General features: G+C 60.0%; 19 protein-coding genes and 1 pseudogene. 12 read left to right on the top strand and 8 right to left on the bottom strand.

The window, feature by feature from the left end; genetic code table 11:
- Position 1: 1 nt before the first annotated feature.
- The 3 genes from AC1RMF_RS17685 to AC1RMF_RS17675 all read left to right on the top strand — a co-directional run bounded on the left by AC1RMF_RS17685 (position 2) and on the right by AC1RMF_RS17675 (position 2,128).
- Entirely contained in the window at positions 2-670 is a 669-nt protein-coding gene (locus AC1RMF_RS17685) for an HAD family hydrolase (protein ID WP_342619328.1), read from the top strand.
- Positions 667-1,419, top strand: coding sequence for a sulfite exporter TauE/SafE family protein (locus tag AC1RMF_RS17680; RefSeq protein ID WP_493143184.1), 753 nt, complete (start codon positions 667-669; stop codon positions 1,417-1,419). The genes AC1RMF_RS17685 and AC1RMF_RS17680 overlap by 4 nt, the downstream gene beginning before the upstream one ends.
- 115 nt (positions 1,420-1,534) lie before the next feature.
- Positions 1,535-2,128, top strand: a complete 594-nt coding sequence (locus AC1RMF_RS17675; RefSeq protein WP_493143182.1) for a hypothetical protein — start codon at positions 1,535-1,537, stop codon at positions 2,126-2,128.
- Between the two features lie 105 nt (positions 2,129-2,233).
- On the opposite strand, the pseudogene AC1RMF_RS17670 reads toward AC1RMF_RS17675, so the two are convergent.
- Positions 2,234-2,530: pseudogene (locus AC1RMF_RS17670) on the bottom strand (PAS domain-containing protein); the annotation flags it as partial.
- Positions 2,531-2,797: 267 nt separating this feature from the next.
- Here AC1RMF_RS17670 and AC1RMF_RS17665 point away from each other — a divergent pair.
- Entirely contained in the window at positions 2,798-3,562 is a 765-nt protein-coding gene (locus AC1RMF_RS17665) for an enoyl-CoA hydratase-related protein (protein WP_342619325.1), read from the top strand.
- Positions 3,563-3,589: 27 nt separating this feature from the next.
- Here the strand turns inward: AC1RMF_RS17665 and AC1RMF_RS17660 are convergent, their stop codons facing one another.
- Entirely contained in the window at positions 3,590-4,810 is a 1,221-nt protein-coding gene (locus AC1RMF_RS17660; protein ID WP_493143180.1) for an MFS transporter, read from the bottom strand.
- A gap of 117 nt (positions 4,811-4,927) precedes the next feature.
- Here AC1RMF_RS17660 and AC1RMF_RS17655 point away from each other — a divergent pair, with 117 nt between their 5' ends.
- Positions 4,928-5,788, top strand: coding sequence for a class I SAM-dependent methyltransferase (locus AC1RMF_RS17655; RefSeq protein WP_493143178.1), 861 nt, complete (start codon positions 4,928-4,930; stop codon positions 5,786-5,788).
- Between the two features lie 40 nt (positions 5,789-5,828).
- Here the strand turns inward: AC1RMF_RS17655 and AC1RMF_RS17650 are convergent, their stop codons facing one another.
- Positions 5,829-9,308: an EAL domain-containing protein gene (locus AC1RMF_RS17650; RefSeq protein WP_493143176.1), complete on the bottom strand. Its 3,480-nt coding sequence runs from the start codon at positions 9,306-9,308 to the stop codon at positions 5,829-5,831.
- A gap of 252 nt (positions 9,309-9,560) precedes the next feature.
- Here AC1RMF_RS17650 and AC1RMF_RS17645 point away from each other — a divergent pair, with 252 nt between their 5' ends.
- Both AC1RMF_RS17645 and AC1RMF_RS17640 read left to right on the top strand, forming a co-directional pair.
- Complete coding sequence (locus tag AC1RMF_RS17645; RefSeq protein WP_493143174.1) at positions 9,561-9,950, top strand: GGDEF domain-containing protein; 390 nt, start codon at positions 9,561-9,563, stop codon at positions 9,948-9,950.
- Between the two features lie 8 nt (positions 9,951-9,958).
- Complete coding sequence (locus tag AC1RMF_RS17640; protein WP_493143172.1) at positions 9,959-10,084, top strand: hypothetical protein; 126 nt, start codon at positions 9,959-9,961, stop codon at positions 10,082-10,084.
- 10 nt (positions 10,085-10,094) lie between these two features.
- On the opposite strand, the gene AC1RMF_RS17635 is transcribed toward AC1RMF_RS17640, so the two are convergent.
- Positions 10,095-10,976: a diguanylate cyclase domain-containing protein gene (locus tag AC1RMF_RS17635; RefSeq protein ID WP_493143170.1), complete on the bottom strand. Its 882-nt coding sequence runs from the start codon at positions 10,974-10,976 to the stop codon at positions 10,095-10,097.
- 276 nt (positions 10,977-11,252) lie between these two features.
- Here AC1RMF_RS17635 and AC1RMF_RS17630 point away from each other — a divergent pair, with 276 nt between their 5' ends.
- The 5 genes from AC1RMF_RS17630 to AC1RMF_RS17610 all read left to right on the top strand — a co-directional run bounded on the left by AC1RMF_RS17630 (position 11,253) and on the right by AC1RMF_RS17610 (position 16,471).
- Positions 11,253-12,035, top strand: a complete 783-nt coding sequence (locus tag AC1RMF_RS17630; protein WP_342619319.1) for a substrate-binding periplasmic protein — start codon at positions 11,253-11,255, stop codon at positions 12,033-12,035.
- A 13-nt stretch (positions 12,036-12,048) separates the two neighbouring features.
- Positions 12,049-13,494 carry a sensor domain-containing diguanylate cyclase gene (locus AC1RMF_RS17625; protein WP_493143168.1) on the top strand — a complete coding sequence of 482 codons (1,446 nt, stop codon included), beginning with the start codon at positions 12,049-12,051 and terminating at the stop codon, positions 13,492-13,494.
- Between the two features lie 21 nt (positions 13,495-13,515).
- A complete protein-coding gene (locus AC1RMF_RS17620) occupies positions 13,516-14,436 on the top strand; it encodes a DMT family transporter (protein WP_493143166.1) in 921 nt (306 codons plus the stop codon).
- A 293-nt stretch (positions 14,437-14,729) separates the two neighbouring features.
- Positions 14,730-15,362 carry a TetR/AcrR family transcriptional regulator gene (locus AC1RMF_RS17615; RefSeq protein WP_342619316.1) on the top strand — a complete coding sequence of 211 codons (633 nt, stop codon included), beginning with the start codon at positions 14,730-14,732 and terminating at the stop codon, positions 15,360-15,362.
- Positions 15,359-16,471, top strand: a complete 1,113-nt coding sequence (locus tag AC1RMF_RS17610) for a methyltransferase (protein ID WP_493143164.1) — start codon at positions 15,359-15,361, stop codon at positions 16,469-16,471. The genes AC1RMF_RS17615 and AC1RMF_RS17610 overlap by 4 nt, the downstream gene beginning before the upstream one ends.
- Before the next feature lie 200 nt (positions 16,472-16,671).
- Here AC1RMF_RS17610 and AC1RMF_RS17605 read toward each other — a convergent pair whose 3' ends face one another.
- From AC1RMF_RS17605 to AC1RMF_RS17590, 4 genes are read right to left on the bottom strand one after another with little or no spacing between them, the layout of a single operon-like run.
- Entirely contained in the window at positions 16,672-18,234 is a 1,563-nt protein-coding gene (locus AC1RMF_RS17605) for a GMC family oxidoreductase (protein ID WP_493143162.1), read from the bottom strand.
- A gap of 23 nt (positions 18,235-18,257) precedes the next feature.
- On the bottom strand, positions 18,258-18,845 hold the full coding sequence (locus AC1RMF_RS17600) for a gluconate 2-dehydrogenase subunit 3 family protein (RefSeq protein WP_493143160.1): 588 nt from the start codon (positions 18,843-18,845) through the stop codon (positions 18,258-18,260).
- 35 nt (positions 18,846-18,880) lie between these two features.
- The gene (locus AC1RMF_RS17595) at positions 18,881-19,756 is read right to left on the bottom strand and encodes a transporter (protein WP_493143158.1); all 876 of its coding nucleotides are present in this window, start codon (positions 19,754-19,756) and stop codon (positions 18,881-18,883) included.
- 35 nt (positions 19,757-19,791) lie between these two features.
- On the bottom strand, positions 19,792-21,267 hold the full coding sequence (locus AC1RMF_RS17590) for a benzaldehyde dehydrogenase (RefSeq protein WP_493143157.1): 1,476 nt from the start codon (positions 21,265-21,267) through the stop codon (positions 19,792-19,794).
- Between the last annotated feature and the right edge of the window lie 219 nt (positions 21,268-21,486).

The following is a 21,486-nucleotide window of genomic DNA, read 5'->3' as shown; positions in this document are numbered from 1 at the left end:
CATGAACCCTGCTACCCACCATCCCATCCAGGCTGTCATCTTTGATTGCGATGGCACGCTGGTGGACAGTGAGGTACCCGGCATGGACGTGATCCACGAGCACGCCAGTGCGCTGGGGCTGGACTTCACGCGGGAGGAAGCGCACCAGCACTTTCGCGGCTTGCGTATGAACGACGTGGTGGCCTGGATCGGCGCACGACTGGCGCAGGTGCCCGAAGGCTTTGCCGAGAACTTTCCCCGCACGCTGCGCAGTGCGCAGGCCGAGCGCTTCAGCCAGGGGCTGGACGTCATTCCCGGCGCGCGGGAACTGTTGCAGGGGCTGACCATCCCCTTTTGCGTGGCCACCAACGGGCCGCGCGAGAAGGTTGAATTGACATTGCGCCTGACCGGCTTGCGCCAGTACTTTGGCGACCGCATCTTCACCGCCTATGAGGTGGGTAGCTACAAGCCCGACCCGGGGCTGTTTCTGCACGCCGCCCAGGTTCTGGGCGTGACGCCTGCGTTCTGTGCCGTGGTGGAGGACAGCGTGCCCGGCATTCGCGCGGGTCTGGCCGCGGGCATGCAGGTGTATTCGCTCTTTCCCATGGAGGAGCTGGATGCGGAACTCGCGTCGCGCGTGCACTCCATCCGCGACCTGACGGAGCTGGACTTTCAAGGGAGCCGCGCTTGAACACCCCTCTGTACATGTGGCTGGCCGGAGGTGCCGCCTTTCTGGTGGGCCTGTCCAAGGGGGGCTTGCCCGCCATCGGCATGCTGGCCGTGCCGCTGATGTCCCTGGTCATGCCACCGGTAGATGCTGCCGTGATGCTGCTGCCCATCTACGTGATCTCGGATGTGATGGGTGTGTACCTGTACCGGCGCGACTACAGCGCGCCCAATCTGCGCATCCTCATTCCCGCGAGCCTGTTGGGCGTGTTCATCGGCTGGCTGACGGCCTCCGTGGTTTCGGACCGTGCCATCACTTTCCTCATAGGCGCCATGGGCGTGGCCTTCTGCCTCAACGTATGGCTGCGCAAACAGGGCAATGCAGTGGCACAGGCGCCCAGCATTCCCAAGGGCGGTTTCTGGGGCATGCTGGCTGGCTTCACCAGCTTCATCTCCCACGCTGGCGCGCCGCCGTTTCAGGTGTACATGCTGCCGCAGCGATTGCCCAAGGCGGAGTTCGCGGGGACTGCCACCATTCTGTTTGCGGTGATCAATGCGTCCAAGATCGTGCCGTACCAGTTTCTGCGTCCCTACTCCCTGGAGTCGCTGCGCAGTGCGGCCGTGCTGGTTCCGTTCGCGCTGGTCGGTGCCATCAGCGGGGCTTACCTGACAAGGCGCGTGGCCGACGTCTGGTTCTACCGCATCGTGCAGGTCAGCCTGTTTGGCGTCTCGCTCAAGCTGATCGCTGATTCACTCAAAGGTCTGTGGGCCTAGCGGCGCGTTCACGACGCAGATTTACAAACTTTCACACGCAGCGGGTAAGCAGGGACCGCGTGGTGGCCGTTGGGGAAGCAGGTCGAACGGACCTGACAACACCCAAGAGGATTCCATGAAATACCGCATTCTTCTCGCTTCCCTGCTGGCGGCCCTTGGCGCCACCGGCGCCTTTGCCCAAACCACCACAGCCACCACGGTGCAGCGTGATGTCAACCAGCAGACGCGCATTGAGAACGGCCTGAAGGACGGCAGTCTCACGACCCAGGAGGCCGGTCGCCTGGAGCGTGAACAGAGTCAGGTGGATCGCCTGCAGGCCAAGAACCTCAAGAACGGAAAGCTCAGCCTGAAAGAGCGCGCCCAGCTGCGACGTGCACAGGACAAGGCCAGTCACGACATCCGGGCCGCTGAAACCAATGGTGTCAAGGGCAATCCACAATCGCTATCTTCCGAGCGCATGCAGGCGGACGTGCAACGCGACGTCAACCAGGAAAAGCGCATTGAACAAGGCGTGCAGTCCGGCAGTCTGACCAACCATGAAGCTGGTAGTCTGGAGCGCGGGCAGGCTGGCGTGGATCGCAAGGAAGCACAGGCCGCCCACAATGGACATATCAACAAGCACGAGCAGGCCGCCATTCAAGGCAAGCAAAACCGGCAGAGCGAAGTGCTATTCGAGAAAAAGCACAACGACAAGCTCCGCAAGGGCTAAGAGGCGCAGTGCAGTCGGGGGCGTCCTGTGGCGTGCAGGGCGCTCGGCCACCGTGCTGGAGATATCTTCCACTGATGCGGTCGTGGTTTCCACGCCCTGGGCCTGCACATCTGTACGACTGGAAAGGTGGTCACCGTTCTTGCGCCGGTTCTTGACGATGCCCGTCCAAGGGCGGCCGCGTCCTACGGTGGGCTACAGATCCTTGAATGCTTCGGGAGGCATGTCCGGATGCCGCACCATGTCGTGCGGCTGGCCCAGCAACTCCTCATAGTCATACCCGCTGGCGACCACAAAGCCGTAGTTGCAGCGGGTGATGTGCCCTTTCAGGTCAGTCGTCGATACGAGCAAGGCATCATCGGGCAGTTCGTATTCATTCTGGGTAACAGGTGATTGATTGTTCATGGGATTTCAAACGGCCCGCTATTACCTGTGTCCGATTTCAAGTGATCAAAACGGAAAATGCGGCCAAATTGATCGAGTGTGATGGCACCGCAAAGTGCGCAACGGCTGCTTGATCAATGTCAGAGAAGAGGTGTTGTCCAGGTCCCGCCTAGTGAGCGAGCCGCAACTGGATGGTCAATCTGCAGAGCCCTGCGCGAGCTCTTGCAGCCGAGCCGCTACTGCACCCATACTGGACACTCGGAACAACCACATAGGAGATGGGGAACGATGACGTCTGTTGTTGTTACATGCGACGAAGGGGTGGGCCATGTGCAGATGGCACGCGCTGATGCCCTGAATGCGCTGAGCGTGCCGTTTTGTCGTGAGATCGATGAGGCACTGTTAGCACTGGATGCGCGCGAGGATGTGCGCGCTATTCTTATTTCCTCCGCACTCAAGCATTTCTGCGCTGGGGCCGACATCCGGGAGATGTCGGCCATGACGCATGAAGAGGCCAAGGCATCCAGCTTCATGGGATGTGTCTCTGCTCCCCCTCGCATCACGAAACCCTTGGTAGTTGCCGTAAAGGGTCTGGCCGCAGGTGGCGGGTGCGAACTCGTTGAAATGTGCGACATCGTCGTGGCGGGCGCTTCGGCTCGCTTTTGCCATCCGGAAATCACCCTGGCTGCCATGCCTGGTGCAGGTGGCACGCAACGATTGACGCGTGCTGTTGGCAAGCACATTGCCATGGACGTGCTGCTGACGGGACGTGCTTTGAATGCCGAAGAGGCGCTGGCGGTGGGGCTGGTCTCACGCGTCGTCGAAGACGAACATCTCGAACCCACCGCGCTCTCCATCGCGCGGCTGATTGCGTCCTATTCCAGCCCTGTGACGGGCCGCATCAAGACTGCGGTCAATCTGGCGCAGGTGCAGCTGGAGCAAGGGTTGGCAATGGAGCGCGAGCTGTTCCATACCTGCTTCTCCGAGCATGATTTCAAGGAGGGACTGGCTGCATTCCTCGAAAAAAGAAAGCCCAACTTCCTGCATCGTTAGACGGCAAACGGGCTGCACGTGAAGGCGTCAATCTCCATGGACTGCGGCAGGGCGCACCAGGGCAAAGAGCACCATGGCTACAAGCGACAGTGCCAGGGCCAGACCAAAGGCCCAGCCCGGCGCGATGGTCCACAAGGCGCCGGCCACCAGGGAAGCGGGGATGTACATGAGCCCGGTCACAAAGTTGTAGACCCCCACCGCGGTTGCGCGGCGCTCGGGTTCGATGTCGGCAATGAGGGCTTTGCTCTGCGATTCATCGATCGCGTAGAACAGGCCGTAGAGGGCGAACACCGCCACGATTTCCCAGCGGCTGTTCGCCACCATCAACCACAGGTTGACTGCCGCGTACACGCCATACCCGAGCACGACGATGCGCCCGCGCCCGACCTTGTCACCCAGCCGACCTATCAGGGGGGCGCTAGCCACACAGGTGACGTTGAAGAGTGCGTACAGCAGTACGACGTCGGCGACACCAAACCCCATTGCGTGCGCCTTGAGCAGCAGGAAGCCCAGGCTGAAATACGCCAGAGCAAACACCGCGGCCGGAAACAGATAGCGCTTGAAGCCGGGGCTGAGCTGGCGCCAGTTCTCACGCATGCTTTCGCGCTGATGCGCAACACCCGGATGGTCATTCACCCTAGTCAGCACCAGCACACTGAGCACTGCCGGAACAAACGCAACGATAAACAGGACACCATAGGTGCTGGCCGATTCCCCCAGCCAGGACAGCAGCGCATAGGCCACCAGCGGCCCGAGCACCGCGCCTGATTTGTCCAGTGCCTTGTGAACACCAAAGGCGTAGCCACGCGACTCCTTGGCTGCGATGGTGGATAGCCACGCATCACGCGGTGGTCCGCGAAAGCCCTTGCCCAATCTCTCAACGACGCGAAAGACGGCAAGGCCGCTCACCGACGTCGATACCAGCAGGATCAACTTGGCCAGTGTGGAAAAACCATAGCCTGCCGTGGTTAGCCACTTGCGCCTGCCACTGCGGTCAGAAAGCCAGCCCGCCAGGTAATTGAGCGACGAGGCGGAAAAGTCCGCCAACCCTTCGATCAGCCCCAGCAATGCGCTGGAGGCGCCTGCGATGGTGGTGAAGAAGACGGCAAAAACTGAGAAGATCATCTCCGAACTCAGGTCGGTGAGAAAGCTCACCAGACCCAGCTTGAGCACATCCGGATGGAGACGCTGCCCCTTGGGCGGCGGGACCGATGGCACGTTCGCGCTATCGGAGGTGGACTGGCGCATGGTGGGATTGCCTTGTGGAAGTGACAGATCCAAATAATAGAGTCTTTCCCACCGGGCTCGGACGGCTGCTGCAAGCGGCGCTAAGCTATGTGCAATAGGCCCAAAGGAGAGCACACCATGTCCCTGCCCCAAGCTGTACCCGACAACACCGCCGTGCGCACCGCACTGTGGCGCGCATTGCATCTTGAAGCCGATGCCGCGCCGCATGTGCTGGAGGACCGTGTCGGACTGGAGCTGGTGGCACCGGAGGATGGTTGGCAAGACCGCCCGGATATGAGTCCGTTCACGCGGCCTTTTCGTGCGTCCATTGTGGCGCGCGCCCGCTTTGTCGAAGACCATGTCGAGGCGCAACTTGCAGGCGGTGTTTCGCAATACGTCATTCTGGGCGCGGGGCTGGATACCTTTGTGCAGCGCAAGCCGCAACTCGCATCGCGCCTGCAGGTGTACGAGATCGACCGGCCGGCGTCACAGCACTGGAAGCGTCAGCGCCTCATGGACCTGGGGTATGGCATAGCGCCCCATCTGCATCTGGTCCCTGTGGATTTTGAAGCGGGGGAGGCATGGTGGTCGCGCCTGGGTGCATCCGGCTTCGATGTTGATCAGCCTGCCGTGGTGGCATCCACCGGTGTCAGCATGTATCTGTCCCGCGAGGCGAACCTGGCGACGCTGCGGCGGGTCGCCGCGCTGGCAAAAGGGTCGACCCTGGTGATGTCGTTCATGCTGCCGATTGAGCTCAACGACCCGGAGATTCGCGTGGGCGTGGAGCGCGCAGCGGCCGGTGCGAAGGCCAGTGGCACGCCCTGGCTGAGCTTCTTTACGCCCGCTGAAATGCTGACACTGGCGCGTGAAGCCGGGTTTGCGAGGGTCGAGCATGTGTCAGCCGTGGCGCTGGCTGAGCGCTATTTCTCCGGCCGCACCGACGGCCTGCGCCCGCCACGCGATTCCGAAGAATTGCTGGTGGCGACTGCCAAAGCATAGTTGGGGCTAGCCTGTTCAATATCTGGGTCGTGCCACTGAATCAGTGCACGGAGGGCAGAACCAGAAAGAGCGATTCGAATACATCGGCAGGAACCGGTTTGCTGAACAGATAACCCTGTATCTCGTCGCAGTTCAGCAGACGCAGCAGGCGAGCCTGCTCCTCGGTTTCAACACCTTCGGCCACGACCTTGAGCTTGAGCGCATGGGCCAGATTGATGATGGTGGAAACCAGTGCCAGCCCTTCGGGGGTCAATGTCATGTCCGACACGAAGGAGCGATCAATCTTCAAACTATCCACCGGCAATTTGGACAGGTAGCTCAGAGAGGAAAAACCGGTTCCGAAGTCGTCAATCGCGATGGTGAGGCCCAGCGCACGAATGGCCTGCAGGCTGATGATGCTGTGCTTGACATCCTCCATGATCAAGCTCTCGGTGATCTCCAGTTCCAACCCGGTCTCTGCCTGTGTATGGCCTTCGATGAGCACGCGTACCTCGTCGAAGAACGTGCGATTGCGCAGCTGCAGCGCCGATACATTGACGGCGATGCGCACCGGCTTCATGCCCGCCGCATGCCAGCGCCTGTGGTCCGCACAGGCCTGTGCCATGGCCCAGCGCCCGACTTCGTGGATCAGGCCGATTTCCTCCAGCACGGGAATGAAGTGGCCGGGCGCGACCAGGCCCGCCTGCGGCTTGTTCCAGCGGATCAGTGCTTCCGCTCCGGTAACCTCGCCGTTCAGCAGATTGACCTTGGGCTGGTAGTGCAGCACAAATTCGCCGCGTTGCAAGGCCAGGCGAAGTTCGTTTTCCAGCGTCAACTTTCCTGCGACCAGCTCGTTCATGCTCTGCGTGTAGAGCAGATAGCGTTCGCCGCTGGACTTGGCCTTCTTGAGCGCCACTTCGGCGTTCCGAAACAGGGTGTCTTCATCCGCTCCGTCTGCTGGATAGATGGCAATGCCCACCTTGGCGGCAATGCGGAAAATGGCATCACTCAGGCGGAAAGGATGTTCCTGGAGCGCCTTCATCATCTGGGAAATCATCAGCTCGACTTCCGGGCAGGTGTGAACAACCGGAATGAGCACCGCGAAGTGATCGGCCCCTAGGCGCGCCAGCAGGTTGGCATCGCCTGTGGAGCGGATCAGCCATTGCGCCATCTTGCGCAAAAGCTCGTCGCCTGCAATGTGGCCCAGACTATCGTTGATGTTCTTGAAGCGTTCCAGGTCAATGAGGGCGATCGCCACCTTATGACCCATCCCCTGGCCGCTGCGCGCAGCCTGGGCCACCCGCTCCAGAAATAGCCTTTGGTTGGCGAGCCCCGTGAGTGCATCGTAGTAGGCGAAGTAATTCAGATGCTCCTGCTTTTCGATATGGTCAATGGCAAACGACACATTGCCGGCGAGTTCGGCCAGCAGCTTCAATTCTTCGCCATGAAAGAACTCGATCTCACCCGCATACAGCGCCAGTACGCCAACCGCCTTGTCTCCCGCCAGCAAAGGGAAGACAGCCATCGAGTGGATACCGGAAGCGATGTACTTTTCACTGAACAGTACCTGCGGATCTCCCTGTGAGCGGTTGGAGACGATGGCCCGCCGCTCCATCAGTGCACGGGCACTCATGGTCTTTGCCGCATCCGCATCCGACGACAGGATGCTGGTGATGGCGGACAGCAGGTCATCGTCCTTGCCCTGTGAGGCAACCGGCACCAGCTTTTGGCTGCCCTGGTCGACCAGGGCAATCAGCGCCATGCGAAATCCCCCGTCCACCGCAATGCGACAGGCTTCCTTGAACAGTTCTTCGCGGTTGTCGGTTCGCACAATCAGCGTGTTGATGCCGCTCATCATGGCGTAGACACGATTCAGGTAGGAGATGCGCTCCTGGTATTTCCGGTTCTGGGTCACGTCGCGGATGGCGGCAATCAGCAGCAAGCCCTCGTCGGATTGCATGGGGCTCAGCGTGATTTCAACCGGAAACAGGCTGCCATCCTTGCGTATGCCAGACAGCGCCGGGCCGGCGGACTGGATTTGCTCGCGCAGCAATTCCAGGCAGTGGCCGCTGCCGTCCGTGACCGCATCACATTCCATTTTCGGAACCAGGGCGTGAACCTTTTTGGCCAGCAGCTCCGCACGACTCCAGCCAAACAATTGCATGGCCTGTGCATTGACCAGAACGATCTGCGCGCTGGCATCGACGATCAGCATGGCGTCCGGCGCCGATTCCAGCAGATCCTCGAACTTCTGTGTGGCTCTCTTGCGTTCGGTGATGTCGCGGAAGTACCAGACTCTTCCGTAATGGGTGAGGTCCGCTCCGATGACTGGCGCGGAGTAGCGGTCAATGATTCTTCCGTCCAGCAGGCGCAGTTCTTCGCGGCTTCTGCCTTCGCGATGCAAATTCAGGTGGTGGATGCGCTCAATGAATGCCCTGGGGTTTTCAACCTGTGTCGCCACGGCACGCAATACCGGGGCATCCAATCTGGCACCAATGAGTTCGGGCGCCAGATTCCAGAGGTCGACAAATTGCTGGTTGTAGGAAATGATCTTGCCTTCATCGCTCACGATCAGGATTCCGTCCAGCGAAGTTTCCTGCTGCGTCTTGAGTATGGTGTTCTTGAACTTCACCTCTTCTTCCACACTGCGTCGGCGCTCCTCGCTGGCAAACCGGTCCAGTGCAAAGCTGATGTCTTCAGCCATTTCGATCAGCAGGTTGCGCGTGGCAATGCCAAAGGCCTGTGGCTCAACGGCGTACAGCGTGAAGACGCCAACCAGCTGGCCCTCTTTGGTGAGGGGGATGGAAGCCGATGACGCCAGTCCCGCCAGGCGGGCAGGGCCGTGCCACAGTGCGGTGGATGCGTCATTGAGAAAGTCCTGGCACCAGACTGGCTGCCGTTCGCTGATGGCCCTGCCGGCCGGGCTTTGGCCACTTGGAATATCGCTGTCGGTGGAGATGATCAGGTTCTTCAGATACGCGGTATCGTCGCCGAAGCTGGCCTGTGGCTGCAACAGCCGTGTTTCGCTGTTGATCAAGCCGACCCAGGCCATCTTCATGCCACCGAACTGCACCGCCACACGGCATATCGTCTGCAGCAGTTCGACATCGCTCTTGCAGTGCACGATGGCCTTGTTGCATTGACTCAGGGTGGCATAGAGTTGTGTGAGGTGGCGTATGCTGGCCTGATCGGCGTGGCGCTCACTGATGTTGCGCACATTGCACTGGATCACCCGTATGCCGTCGCAATCGTACGCATTGCTGACAAATTCCACCTGGATGATGACGCCACTCTTGGTCTTCAGCGGCAAATCGTCGTAGCGGACGTAGCCGTGCCGCTGCAAGGCTGTGAACATCTCCTTGCTTTGCGCCTTGTCAGCAAAAGGGCCCACGTCCCAAATCTTCTTGCCCAGAAACTCCGCGTGCGAATAGCCCAGCATATCCACCAGATAGGGGTTGACGTCTTCTATCTGCGCCGTCTCTGCGTTCAGAAGCAATATGCCATCCTGTGCCGCCTCAAACAAACGGCGATAGCGGCTCACGGAAGCCCGTAGCGCTTGTTGCGCAGACTCGTTTGCCGCCTTTGTGTTGCAAGTATCTAGATATTCCACTCGGGATTCTTCTTCGTGTCCTCTGGAGTTCCCAAGTTTGGTTCCTTGAACAGGCTCCATCTGTGCGACGGCTCACAAACAGAAAGATTCTTTCCACCTACCATGCGCTCACTTGATCAAACCCCTGCAATCTCCAACGCACGCACCATGATGACCACCACGCTTGAGCGGAAGAATGTTGCCGTGCAAAGCAAAGACCGCGAGTCCGCTGCCGGCAACCCATCCGTCCATGGAGACCATGGATTTGCGGTCAGTCTCATGCAGTTCCTGGTTGTGCCGGCCTTTGTGCTGGACGCGCACGGCAGGGTCATGATCTGGAACAAGGCATGCGAGCGGCTGACCGGCATGGACGCGCAGCGTTATCTTTACGCCGATGCCGGTCCCATCTTCGACACCGACGGAAGACTGCTGGCCGTGGTGCAGACTTTGCGTGACATGACGATTCACAAGATGGCCCAGCTCGAGCTTGAAAGGCTTGCGGTTCACGATGGCATGACGGGCATTCTGAATCGCCGTGGTTTTGACCATGCGCTGCAAGTGGCCTGGGGCAGCGCTGCCCGCAGCAACACGTAACGGTCAGCGTGGGTGCGGCCACTGCTATTCCGGACACGAACAACTCACCCCTCAGCCTTATCGGACTGGCAGACAGATCACGCTATCAGGCCAAGCTGATGGGGCGCAACCAGGCGGCGTTGAACGTCCACTGAGGTCGCGTCTTCACGGTTGTGCGAGGGCGGCTGGCGGATTCGAAGGCAGTGGCAGGTTGCCGCTTGCAAATGCATAGCCCGACCCGCTTTGCTTGGCCCGGTACATGGCGGCATCGGCGCTATGGATCAGCGCTTCCACGCTACTGCCATCCTGTGGGTAGATGGCGATTCCGATGCTGGTGTTGACCTCAATCCGGGTATCACCCACCACGCAGGGAATCTGGACTGCCTGCAGTATTTTCTTTGCCACGATGGCTGCGTCCTTCTCTTCACCCATTTCCATGAGCAGGTACAAGAATTCGTCACCGCCGTGCCGGCTGATCGTGTCGTCAGTGCGGGTGGTTTCTGCCAGGCGTTTGGCAATGGTCAGAAGGATGGCATCTCCGACCGCGTGGCCATGCGAGTCATTGATGGACTTGAACTTGTCAATGTCCAGGAACATCACGGACAGGCTCCAGCCGTGCCGTTTGGCTTGCTCCATGCCATGTTCCAGTCGGTCATAGAAGAGCACACGATTGGGCAGGCCTGTGAGCGCATCGTGTAGCGAGGAGTGAAGGGCCTGCTTGTGGTGCTCCCCGATGTCAGCCAGATCCTGCTCCAGCCTTTGTCGTTCGTGAACCCCTCTTTCCAGACTCAGGTTCACCTGTGCCAGCTTCTCGGACGCCTCCTGCACCTTGAGTTCAACGGCTTCGCTTTTCTCCAGCGCTTTTTCGACCCCGGGGAGCTGTTTGCCGTTGGAAAGGTTGTCATTGAGGACCGAGTTGACCGACGCGAGCTCGGCTGCGGACTCCTTGATCATGCCGCCAACGTGCTCGCTGTCTTTCAACACTTGGGTCAATGACTTGGCTGGCAGGGGCGCGCCAGGTCGCTTGAGTGTCTGTTTCTGGTTCATGGAATGGTGCCTTCACCGGGTGGTCTGGACGACATACGTGACTTTTTTCGATTCTTGTCGGAACGGGCAAAGCCTTCCGTGCGCTGGCTCACGTTGTGGCTGCTTTGGGGCAAGCGGAGCCGTGTGTGGGGATGCTGCCGGGCTAGGTTGTAGGGACTTCGCTGGCGTGCCGGACGGAGTCATCGTTTAAGATGGTGGCACCGCCGGGCTTGAAACTGCGCTTGTTCTGGTTGCGCAAGCGGCAGTTTCGGGAGACCCAATAGCGAGATACAACAAATGACCGTTCGTTCAGTGATTGCCGCCCTGGTTGCGTTCACCTCCCTGGGCCTCTCCAGCGCCAGCGCCGTCGTTTGCTCACGCACGTACACCCTGGCACTGCACGATCACGGGCTGCTGTACTCCGCCGATACCGACACCGGAATCGACAAGGATGTGGCCGACGAGCTGATCCGCCGCAGCGGATGCAAGGTCATCGTGAGCCTGATGCCACGCGCACGCATCTGGCAGCTCATAGAGTCCGGCGCCCTGGATTTCAGTCTTTCGGGCATTACCAACGACGAGCGGGACAAATTTGCCGATTTCGCCTGGTACTTCAGCAACAAGTACTACCTTCTGGCGCGCAACGATGCCGGAATCCGCAATCTCGCCAGTTTTGAGAAAAATGACAACCTGCAACTGGGCGTGATCCGGAGCTTCCGTTACAGCGAATCAGCCAACCGTTTTGTGGACAAGCTGCAGGAGGCCAACCGCGTCAGGCAGGCCGGTGGTTTGGCCCCGCTGTACCAGGCACTCATGCAGGGGCAAATCCAGGGCATGATCATTGAGCCATTCGATTTCCCGGCGCTGGAGGAAAAGAAGATCCGCGAGATGAGCAGCATCCTGGAGTTCAAGGACCCGGCCGTGCCGCATGGACTGATCATGTCCAGGAAGGCGTTCTCACCTGCCGAGCTGGAGCAGTGGCGCGCCATCATCAACGAGATGCGCAGGGATGGTACCGTCGGTCGCATATTCGAGAAATACTTCAAGCCGGAATTGGCTGCCACGCTGGTGAACTTCTAGGCACCGCCCTGGCATGAAGGTACAACAAGACAATCGCGCCATCGCACGCACGCTGTTGCGGCAGTTGCCCTGGCTCGTGTTGGTCGTCATGCTCGCCGTCACCTGGTTTACTTGGGACCATGAACGGCAAAGCACGCGCAAGGCGCTGCGCTTCCAGTTTGACTTTGCCCTGCGTGAGTCGGTGAGCCGCATCGAGCAGCGCGTCCAGGGGTATGAGCAGATGCTGCGCGGCGTGCAGTCCCTGTTTGCCACCACGTCATGGAACAACCGCACCGCCATGCACAACTACGTTGATGCGCTGCAGCTGGATGCCAACTTTTCCGGTGTCCAGACCATTGGCATGATCGACTGGAGCCCGCATAAGACCAAAGTTCAGCTCGACGATGACTGGTCCGATCCGGTGCGTCGCGAAGCCATGGAGCGGGCGCGGGACTCCGGCATCGCCGCCATTTCCGGCAACGTCCAGTTGAAAACGCAGGGCAACCTGGCATCCCCCGGATTCATCATGTACCTGCCGGTCTACGCGTCAGGCATGCCGCACGAGAGCCTGCAACAGCGCCGTGACCATCTGGTGGGCTGGGTGTATGCGGCCTTCCAGATGAGCGACTTCATGGCCAGCCTGTATGGAAGCCAGTCGCCGGGGTTGATGGTTGCGATCTATGACGGCACGGATGTCCGGGACAGCGCCTTGCTGTACCAGTCCGACAACGGCAATGCCAATGGCGATGGACCACCAGCCGAGACCCTGCAGTCCATCGAATACATGGTGCTGGCGGGCCACAACTGGACGCTGTTGCTTCGTAGCAAAGATTCATTCGAGTCCAACTTCGGTCGCAGCATGGCCACCGGCATTGCCGTGGGCGGTGCCATTCTGGGCCTGGTGATGGCTCTTCTTGCCTGGCAGCTCATCCACGGCAGGGAGATGGCCCTGCGCTTTGCCTCCTCCATGACCGAGGAACTGCGCCACATGGCGCAGCACGATCCGTTGACCGGGCTTCCCAACCGGGCGCTGTTCAATGACCGTCTGCACCAGGAACTGGCACGTGCCAAGCGACAGAACGGCCGGTTCGCCATGGTCTTTCTGGATCTGGACCAGTTCAAACCGATCAATGACAACTACGGCCATGCCATCGGTGACCAGATACTGAAAGAGGTGGCCAAGCGCCTGCAGAAGTGCGTACGTGCCGCGGACACGGTGGGGCGCATCGGCGGTGACGAGTTTGTCGTCCTGCTGGCTCACCTCAGCGAGACAGATCACGTCCTGGAGTTGGCCGACAAATTCAGACTCGCCCTGAAGGCCCCCTTCATGGTCAACGGCCAGCCGCTGGCACTTTCCTGCTCCGTCGGCGTTGCGGTCTATCCTGACAATGGCACCGATGCCATTGCGCTGGTCAAGAACGCCGACGAAGCCATGTACCGCGCCAAAGACGCGGGGCGGGACTGCGTGAAGCAGACCTGAGCTTTCTGACAAAGGATTCGTTTGGAACATCGACTGGCCGTCGACAAGACGGCAACACTCACCATGGTCATGCTGTGCCTCATCTGGAGCGCGCAGCAAATCGCGCTCAAGGCCGTAGCCCACGACATCAGCCCCGTCATGCAGATTGCACTGCGCTCCGCAGGCGCATCCGTGCTGGTAGCGTTGCTGATGCGCTGGCGCAAGGAAGCCTATGACTGGAGCGTATGGCGCCCCGGTACGCTGGTTGCGGTCCTGTTTGCTGCCGAGTTTCTGTTTGCGGGCGAGGCCTTGCGCTACACCAGCGCATCGCACGTCGTGGTCTTTCTGTACACCGCGCCGATTTTTGCGGCGCTGGGTCTGCATGCCAAATTGCCCTCCGAGCGGCTGGACCGCATGCAGTGGCTTGGCATCACGCTGGCATTTGCTGGTGTGGCCGCTTCATTCCTGAGCAAGAACACCGAAGCCAGCCGCGCCCTTGCCGGAACCAGCCTGTTCGGCGACTTTCTTGCGCTCCTGGGTGGCATGGCCTGGGCTGCCACCACCGTGCTCATACGCACCACACGCCTGTCATCGACATCACCCACGCAGACCCTGCTCTTTCAGCTGCTGGGCGCCGCCGTGATCCTGCTGGGCGCTGCGGTGCTGGGCGGCCATGCCAGCGTGCACTGGAGCATGGCCGTAGTAGCCAGCCTGCTATTCCAGACGGTGGTGGTGTCCTTCATCAGCTTCCTGACTTGGTTCTGGCTGCTGCGCACCTACTTGGCTTCACGCCTGGGCGTGTTCACCTTCATGACGCCGGTGTTCGGTGTGGTGCTGGGCGTGCTGGTGTTGAACGAACCCCTGGATGTGGGCTTTGTGGTGGGAGCGCTGATGGTCATGGCGGGTATCTTTGTGGTGAGTGCCCATAACTTGCTGAGTAATAGAAGAACCGCTCGTGGCTGAATGGGGCTCATGCGGCCCTGCTGGCAGATGCCAGCAATAAATAATTGAACGTCAGCTTTGGAGATGCTTGTAATTCAATAGTGCCGCGAAAGCGGACCCTGCGGCCAGGTTTCGTGACCGTTCGCTGTCGCCACGGGACTGTCGGTAGCCGATACATCGAAATTGCCATCTGAACTGCCGGCAGACAACGGTTTGGGACATCAATCACTCCGTCGATATTGATTGACGAAAAGCCCTCCGGCCGGGGCTAACGGCTGCTAACCTAGCCGTCATCAATGTCATGCGACCCTACCGTGGAAACTTCCAAAGTTACAGAGTCCCTTCGTAGCCGCTTGATTAAGGCGGCACTTGATTGCTTCCTCGCCGATGACTATCACAGCGTCACGACCCGGCGCATCGCCGAGTGCGCCGGGGCCAACGTGTCGATGATTCGATACTACTTCGGCAGCAAAGAAGGGCTTTACGAGGAGATGATTCGCGAATCCTTAAGTCCACTGCTGGATGTCCTCGATGGGCCGCTCTTGGCCTCCACCGCCGGTTTCGCAGAATTTCTAAGCCTGTACTACAGAACGATGTCGGCGCGCCCAGAGTTTCCCAAACTAATCTTGAAGGTCTTGGCGCTTCACCATGGCCCTGGGCGACGTTTTATTCATCAACTTCTGGAACGCGGACGCACCCGAAGCGCGCTCAAGGTCGCAGACTTGAAGTCTCAAGGGAAGATGGCGACAAACATCGACCCCGACATCCTGCGCCTAGCCTTCGTCAGTCTTGCGATGACTCCAATGCTACTCAAGGACATTTTCGAAGAACAAATGGAGCGCCCAATGGATGACGTTTTCCTAGAAAGTCTCGCCAGCTTCAATGGGCGCCTATTTTCTGCAGGTCTGGCGCCGGTATTGCCAACTTGCTTAGGAGAAGCGGAATGACATTCCAAAAGAACGCGAGTGCAGTGAGCCGATTTGCAAAGGCGATGCGGTTTGGTGCTTGGCTACAGTCAATTCCCAATAAGGTCACGCCAGCACCTTTTCGACTCGTCCAAATTGGCTCGGCCTACTGGCAATCACGAGCAATTTTCGTAGCGGCTCGACTAGATCTGGCCACCGTTCTTGGGACGGACGTCCTGCATGCATCGGAGCTTGCAGGACGGGTTGGCGTCAACAGCGATGCGCTCGGGCGTCTGATGCGACTGCTTGCGGCTATCGGGGTCTTCGAAGAATTGGCTCCCATGGTCTTTCGCAATAACAAGTTGTCCAACTGTCTGCGTAGTGAGGACCCTCAAAGTGTGCGGGCAATGATTCTGATGCACAACTCGGAGCCATTTAGTCGCCCCTGGTTCGAACAGTTGGAAGCTGGGATTCGTGGCGGTAAACCGCCGTTCCAACTTAGCCACGGTGAGGAGTTATTTGATTACCTTGACCATCATGCAGACTTCGACCGCATTTTTTCTGAAGCCATGGACAGTGTTGAGGCTTTGGCTGGCGACGGATTTAGCACTGATTTTGATTGGAGTCAATTTGAGCGCATTATTGATATAGGCGGCTCGCGGGGAACCAAGGCGCTCTCCATTTTGAAACGCCATCCCAAGCTGTCAGCGTTGATTGTGGATCGACCCCAGGTCATCGAGGAAGCCAAGAGGTACTGGGCAACTCAACACATAGAGGGAGTCGAACGCCTCCACTTCCAGGCTGGTGACCTGTTCAATACGATTCCAGTCGCGACCGGTCCTAAAGACATCTATCTGCTCTCGGCTGTCCTGCATGGCTTTGACGACAGTACCTGCGTACGTGGGCTGCAAAGCCTTCAGGCTGCCATAGAAAGCAGCGGTGCGTGTGTGGCGATACTTGAGATGGTCGTACCGGAAACAGGCGCCGACATCGCCAGCGCTTCCTTTGACATGCAAATGTTCGTTGGGTGTCGAGGACGGGAGAGGACCTTGTCCGAATGGAAATCGGTGATTCAAGCTAGTGGATTGGTGCTCCAAGAAGTCGTGCGGCTTCGGTCGCTCGGAAGTATTTTGGTTCTTCGGTCAAGGTAATGGCAACGACAGCTCTGGATGAATCTCGATGTCGGGTTCCAGCCCATCAGAGACATTCAAGGACACGGTTTAGTTCACCGTCTCACCCGGTCTTGCGGGCCAGACGCAAGCCGTTGGCGCGAACCTGGCCTCGTAACGCAGCTGCCGGGATCGGGAGCGATGCGGATCACATCTACCCGATCCGCAGCAGCATGCGCACGTCAAGCCTTCACGATATGGTCACTGATGTAGTGCGCCAATGCGTACACCGTCTCCGAAGGGTTGTAGCCAATCGATGTGGGTAGCAGGCTGGCGTCGGCGATGTACAGGCTCTTGATGTCGTGGGTTTCGCCGTAGGGGTTGACCACGCTTTTTTTCGGGTCTGCTCCCATGCGGCAGGTGCCCTGGGGATGGAACGACGTGTAGCGGTAGCGGGCCCGTTCGTTCTTCAGTGAGGCAACAGCCGCATCCACGTCTTCCATGCGGTTGATTTCCAGGTGCTGCGATGATGGGATGTAGACCTTGTTTGCACCACTGGCGAACAACACCTTGCAGGTGGTGGCCAGGCCCTTCTTCATGGACTCGAAATCCTCGTCGTCCACGTCATAGTTGATTTTCTTGACACCGTTCTCCCAGACCACTTCACCGTTGTTCTTGTCGTGGATCAGGCTGATCAGGCGGATGGTGTTCTTGTACTTGCTCATGTAGGCCACATAAGGCTTGCCCGTGCCCGGCTCCACCTGGAAGCTGGCCTCTACGGGGTCCTGCACCGCGTTGAGGAGCAGGTAGCCGCCTTCCTCGGGCAGGGTATTGCGGTCCATGTACAGCGAGTGGGTCGCGCCATGGAAGTCGTTGACTTCCTTGTCAAACACGGCAGTCACCGACAGGGTGGGGTGGCAGGCGAAGTTCTTGCCCACTTGTCCGCTGCTGTTGGCCAAGCCACTGCGTTGCAACAGGATGGGCGTTTGCACCGGGCCGGCTGCCAGCACGACGATGGGTGCGTCCACCTGGAGCTGGGCCTTCACTTGTCCGGTGGCGGGGTCCATCACCTCAGCCCGCACACCCTTGGCGCGCCCCGATTCGGCAAGCACTTCCACAGCCCGGGTGTCGGAGTAGATGGTTGCCCCATAGGCGGCGGCCCAGGGCAGATAGGTCACCAGCATGGATTGCTTGCGGTCGGACGCACACCCGGCAAAGCAAAAGCCGCTTTGCACGCAGTCCTTCACGTTGCGGCGTGCGCGGCCCAGGGGTAGCTTCATTTTTTGCAGGCCCGAGGCAATGAGCTTTGCGCCCGCGCTGGTCTCGTTGGGGCCCACGGCCTTGATGCCCAGGTGCTGCTCGACCTTTTCAAAATAGGGGCGCATGGTTTCGGGTTTGAGGTTGGTCAGCCCATGCTCCTTGCCCCAGCGGTGCAGGTAGTAGTCGGGCGTGCGGAAGCACAGCGCGGCATTGACCACGGTGGAACCACCCACGCAGGCGCCCTGCAATATGGAGATGTCTCCGGTGGTGTTGGACTGGCCGCCCGCGTCGGCATACATGGTGCCCATGCTGATGGCCAACATTTCGGTAAATTTCTCGGATGGCACGTAAGGGCCTGCTTCGAGCACGATCACCTTCTTGCCGCTCTTAGCCAGCTCATAAGCTGTGATGGCGCCACCGGCACCGGAGCCGACAACAACGGCATCGGCCTGCAATTTCAATGCGCTGCCGGCCTGGATGTCGCTGGCCTGCGTCACCTGCAGGCCGTGTTTGGGCTGCTTGACGGGAATGATTTTCTTTGACACTGGGAGTCTCCTGGTATGTTTTTTTAGCTGCGGGGAAGTGCGGCATTGCCCAGCGAAGGGATGTTGCGCTTGCGGGTGTTGGGGCCGTCATAGCCCAACGGTGCCCAGGTGGGCGGGTTCGCAAAATAGGCCAGCGCAATGAGCTTCTTGAGCCCGACGCTCAGCGCGCGTTGCGGCACCTCGCTGCCATTGGCCCACGCATCGCAAAAGCGCACGGCCTCCTCGTCATTCAAATCCACGAAGGGGCGATTGAACTGGGCGCGCGGCCCGTCGTTCCAGTAGCCAATTCCGCCTTTGAGTCCGGCCAGGATGTGAGGGGGCATGGTGGCCAGCAGGGCGCCGTCCAGCGTTGGCAGGACCGCAACCTGCGACAGCGGCAGCAGGGCGCTGCCCGACAGTGGCAGCGTTACCTCCATCAGGCGTTGCAGCACGGCAGCTTCCGATGCGCCTACAAACTTCATGGCCGGTGCTGCAGCGGTAGCCCGGCCCATGGCAGAGAGTGCGCCCACTGCTGCGGCTGCCTGCAGGAAGCTTCTGCGCGAGAGGCGGCCAATGGCGGCCATTGCCGGCATGGCGGCCTCTGCCCGAGGGTCTTTGGTGAACATGTACATGCAAGTCTCCTTGGTGTGTGGTTCTGTAATAGCGCTCAAAACACCTGCAGCAGGCGCAGGTTCAAGCGTGAGCTTTCCTGGAATCCGTTGTCGACATTCAGGTCGCGGCCCCAGGTGGCCAGCAACTGTGTCTTGGGGCCCACAAATACTGCCGTGCCAAGCTGTATCTTGGTGACATTGGAGGCGTTGCCCTGGTCCACGCCGCCGAGCTGGGTGGCGCCGGTGTGGGCATAGGACAGGCCTGCGCGCAAGTCCCAGGTGGCGCTGGGTGAGTAGCGCAGAAAGGCTTGTACCTGCGAAGAGGTGTCCTGCTTCAGGTTCTTGCCGGCGCCGGCGTCCTTGTTCTCGCCATAGGCCGTCACGTCGGCCGCGAGGTCCACAGTCCACTTGTCGCCAAAGCCGTGGATGTAGGCCGCCTGCAAGGCGTATTTCCAGCGGTTTTCACCCAGGTTCAACGCCTTGTTGGCGTCGTAGGTGCCGGTGGGTGCATACAGGAACGGGGTGATGCCGAAGTAGCGGCGGCTTGCCGGGTCATTCAGCGTCCAGACCGTTGCCGCAAAGATCAGGTCACCCGTTCCGTTGGCTTGCCCCAGTGCTGGCGCTAGGCCGCCTGTGGCCTTGAGGTTGCCAAAGGGCAGCAGCACCTGCGGGTCCACAACGTAGTCTCCAATTTTGGTGAAGTGGATGAGGCGCAGGATGCCGATGTCAGAGTCCAGGCCATTGGTGCCGGGAACCTGCTGACCCTTGGCGTACAGGGTGTTGCGCTCGGCGTGTTGGGCGTAGACCAGTCCGACGTTGGTGCCTTCCGGCAGTGCGGTGTAGTCGCCAGCGTCGATGTCGATGGCGTGGCTGGAGAGGGTGGTGCCGAGCAAGGCCATGCTGGCCGCGGCGGTGCGAAGGGTTTTGTACATGGTGTGTGGGGAGTGGGGAAGTTGATGCCGATATGTCAGAACGGGTACTGGATGCCTTGCTCCAGCACGCTGACCCACTGCGTCTGGGTGAACTCTTCCAGATTGGATGGGCCGCCAAAACGTCCCCCGTTGCCGGATGCGCCCATGCCGCCGAACGGCACGTGGAACTCGTTGTTCACCGTCTGGTCGTTGATGTGAACCATGCCGGTGTGCAACTGGTGGGCAAAGGCCAGCCCGCGTTGCGTGTTGCGAGTGTGGATGGCGGCAGCCAGCCCGTAGGGCGAAGCATTCACCAGGTCGATCGCCTCAGCGTCACTTTCAAAGACGGTGATCGGTGCGACGGGGCCGAAGATTTCTTCCTGGAAGACCTTCATGTCAGGGGTCACCGCATCCAGCACGGTGGGGCGGTAGAAGCGTCCTTCGTGGGTGGCACCTGTCAGTGCCTTGGCGCCTGAGCGCAGGGCGTCCTGTACCAGGCCATCGATGCGCTGCACCTGCTTGTCATTGATGATGGGACCCAGGTGCACGGGGCCGGCGTGCGGGTTGCCCACGTAGAGCTTCTCGGCACGTTCCTTCAGCAGCGCGGCATAACGCTCTGCAACACTCTTGTGGACCAGGTGACGGCCGGCCTGCATGCAGATTTGCCCCTGGTGCAGAAAGGCGCCCCAGGCGCCGCTGGAGCTGGCCGCTTCCAGGTCTGCATCGTCCAGCACGACGATGGCGTTGTTTCCGCCCAGCTCCAGCGCCACCTTCTTCAGCATGCTGCCGCAGATCGCGCCAATGCTGCGGCCCACGGCGGTGGAGCCGGTGAAGGAAATCATGTCGACCGCAGGATGGCGGACCAGTGCGTCCCCCGTGGATGCGCCGCCGGGCAGCACATGCAGCACGCCTTCGGGCAACCCTGCATCGGCAAATATTTGTGCAATCAACTGGCCGCCCGTGACCGCGGTTTGTGGGTCCGGCTTGAGCAACACGGCGTTGCCCAAGGCGAGGGCGGGTGCAACCGAACGCATGGCCAGCAGCAAGGGGAAATTCCAGGGCGCAATCACGCCCACGGTACCCACGGGCACGCGCCGCCACATGTTGGTTCGGCCAGGCATGGCAGAGGGAAACAGCAGCCCGTTGGATTGCATGGGCAGTGCCGCTGCCATGTGCACCTGTTCGATGGTTGCATGCAGTTCCCAGTCCGCCTTGGGACCGATGGAGCCGCCCTCGCGCATATTCCAGGCGTTGATTTCTGAGGCGCGTTCCTTGAACAGGCGCGCCGCCTCCCGCATCACAGCGGCGCGTTGATCAAAGGGGGTGGCGGCCCACTTGGAACGCGCGGCCTGCGCGCTGCGGGCAGCCTGGTCCACGTCTTCGGCATTGGCTTGCCCGACGCTGCCCAGGACGTCGCCCGTGGCGGGTTCCACGATGTCGTGAACCCCGCCTGCGGCAGAGGCCCAGCCGTTGCTGTAAATCTTCCCTTTCCAGGGGGCTTGGGAAGCAATGTGCTCCAGAACGATGCTCATCTTGTGTCTCCGTTGAATGGGGTTGTTGCATGTGCCAACCGACCCACTCCCGCAACCTGCATGCCAGTCATGCATTTCAGTGCATTTGCGGCCTTTGATGCCGGGTTTTCACCTATGAAATGATCTAAGTCATGCATTAAAGTGCATCAAACCAAGGCAACTTCTCACGCAGATCATCTCTGTCTGAGACAGAAGGTCTCAATCTGAGACAGCCTGAGA

The sequence above is a fragment of the Rhodoferax sp. GW822-FHT04A08 genome, from assembly GCF_058801025.1.
Note: the sequence above shows the minus strand (reverse complement) of the source record. Positions and strands in the feature narration are given on the sequence as shown.

Bases quoted from the DNA above. Each gene is read 5' to 3' on its own strand.
- AC1RMF_RS17635 (WP_493143170.1), bottom strand. From the start codon at position 10,976: ATGAACCAGAAACAGACACTCAAGCGACCTGGCGCGCCCCTGCCAGCC.
- AC1RMF_RS17625 (WP_493143168.1), top strand. From the start codon at position 12,049: ATGAAGGTACAACAAGACAATCGCGCCATCGCACGCACGCTGTTGCGG.
- AC1RMF_RS17685 (WP_342619328.1), top strand. From the start codon at position 2: ATGAACCCTGCTACCCACCATCCCATCCAGGCTGTCATCTTTGATTGC.
- AC1RMF_RS17630 (WP_342619319.1), top strand. From the start codon at position 11,253: ATGACCGTTCGTTCAGTGATTGCCGCCCTGGTTGCGTTCACCTCCCTG.
- AC1RMF_RS17610 (WP_493143164.1), top strand. From the start codon at position 15,359: ATGACATTCCAAAAGAACGCGAGTGCAGTGAGCCGATTTGCAAAGGCG.
- AC1RMF_RS17665 (WP_342619325.1), top strand. From the start codon at position 2,798: ATGACGTCTGTTGTTGTTACATGCGACGAAGGGGTGGGCCATGTGCAG.
- AC1RMF_RS17595 (WP_493143158.1), bottom strand. From the start codon at position 19,756: ATGTACAAAACCCTTCGCACCGCCGCGGCCAGCATGGCCTTGCTCGGC.
- AC1RMF_RS17660 (WP_493143180.1), bottom strand. From the start codon at position 4,810: ATGCGCCAGTCCACCTCCGATAGCGCGAACGTGCCATCGGTCCCGCCG.
- AC1RMF_RS17590 (WP_493143157.1), bottom strand. From the start codon at position 21,267: ATGAGCATCGTTCTGGAGCACATTGCTTCCCAAGCCCCCTGGAAAGGG.
- AC1RMF_RS17600 (WP_493143160.1), bottom strand. From the start codon at position 18,845: ATGTACATGTTCACCAAAGACCCTCGGGCAGAGGCCGCCATGCCGGCA.
- AC1RMF_RS17655 (WP_493143178.1), top strand. From the start codon at position 4,928: ATGTCCCTGCCCCAAGCTGTACCCGACAACACCGCCGTGCGCACCGCA.
- AC1RMF_RS17675 (WP_493143182.1), top strand. From the start codon at position 1,535: ATGAAATACCGCATTCTTCTCGCTTCCCTGCTGGCGGCCCTTGGCGCC.